This is a genomic window from Nocardioides terrigena, assembly GCF_003047265.1.
Classification (GTDB): domain Bacteria; phylum Actinomycetota; class Actinomycetes; order Propionibacteriales; family Nocardioidaceae; genus Nocardioides; species Nocardioides terrigena.
The window spans coordinates 1-1221 of record NZ_PZYY01000031.1 but is presented as its reverse complement, the minus strand read 5'-3'; the positions used below and the strand labels follow the sequence as shown (position 1 = coordinate 1221).

General features: G+C 57.5%; 2 protein-coding genes. Both read left to right on the top strand.

Translation table 11 applies throughout. From position 1 onward, the window contains the following. Window positions 1–840 precede the first annotated feature (840 nt). The gene (locus DAE25_RS23675) at window positions 841–1017 is read left to right on the top strand and encodes a hypothetical protein (protein WP_004197757.1); all 177 of its coding nucleotides are present in this window, start codon (window positions 841–843) and stop codon (window positions 1015–1017) included. Further along, window positions 1007–1221 (top strand): plasmid mobilization protein (locus DAE25_RS22625; protein ID WP_159083931.1); only part of this gene is annotated, 215 nt, incomplete at its 3' end. The genes DAE25_RS23675 and DAE25_RS22625, both read left to right, overlap by 11 nt.

Sequence of the window (1221 nt, the reverse complement as noted above, 5' to 3'; positions counted from 1 at the left end):
GAGACCGCAGATACCAAAACTGTTCTTTCAGTGTAGCCGCAGTTAGGCACCCACTTCAAGACCTCTCAATATCTCTCTCGTATATATCCAGTTACCAATGGCTGCTGCCAGTGGCGTTTTTGCGTGTCCGTCCGGGTTGGACTCAAGATGATAGTTACCGGAAAGGGCGCAGCAGTCGGGCTGAACGGGGGGTTCGTGCATACAGCCCAGCTTGGAGCGAACGACCTAAACCGAGCCGAGATACCAGCAGCGTGAGCTATGAGAAAGCGCCACGCTTCCCGAAAGGGAAAAAGGCGGAACAGGTATCCGGTAAACGGCAGGGTCGGAACAGGAGAGCGCACGAGGGAGCCGCCGGAGAGAAATCACCGGCATCTTTAAGTCCTGTCGGGTTTCGTCCTCCTCTGACTTGAGCGTCCATTTCTGTGATGCTCGTCAGGGGAGGCGGAGCCTATGGAAAAACGGCAACGCCGCATCCTTTTCTCCGGCCCTTTCTGATTTGAGCGCCTTTGCTTTATCCCGTTATCCGTGAGTCGGTCACGCCCGCCGCAGCCGAACGGCAGGAGCGCAGCTACCGAGTGAGCGAGGAGGCGTCATTTCATCTGTCCGTGCATGGTATTGCGGACGCTCCTGAGCCACATATCACACCTGCCACATGAGGCACTTTCATGAATCGTGCTCTCATGCCAACATAGTAAGCCAGTATACACAGCGTAAACGCTGTGACTGGTTCAGGGCTGCGCCCCGAAACCCGCTAACACCACTGACGCGCTGGCGCTTGTCCAACGCCGGAGCGACCCGGAAAACTTTTCCGTGCCGTCCGGCGTTTGCGAAGGAGGGATAATGCAGAAGCCGAAGAAGAAGCCGCTCGTCGTAAAAAAAAGATCCTGGCATCCGGCAGTGATGGCAAATCTGATGCGTCAGGCACAGGAGGAAGATTACCGCCGGGAGCAGATGGCAGAGCTTGAGCGTTCAGCCCGGTCACATTTTGCGGATATCGGAGGAGAGGATGGCGGTTAAGCGTACCCGTTTTTTAGGTATCCGGGTGACCGATGGGGAGTACCAGCAGCTGCTGGAGCGCTGCAATGGAAGGCAACTGGCGGTGTGGATGCGGGAAACCTGTCTCGATACGCGCCCGGCGCGGTCGTTGCGGCTGCCGTCCATCGATCCGGTTTTGCTGCGCCAGCTTGCCGGGATGGGGAACAACCTCAACCAGATCGCCCG

What these genes read in the sequence shown, in the direction of transcription:
- DAE25_RS23675 (WP_004197757.1), top strand. Translation starts at nt 841, where the DNA reads ATGCAGAAGCCGAAGAAGAAGCCGCTCGTCGTAAAAAAAAGATCCTGG.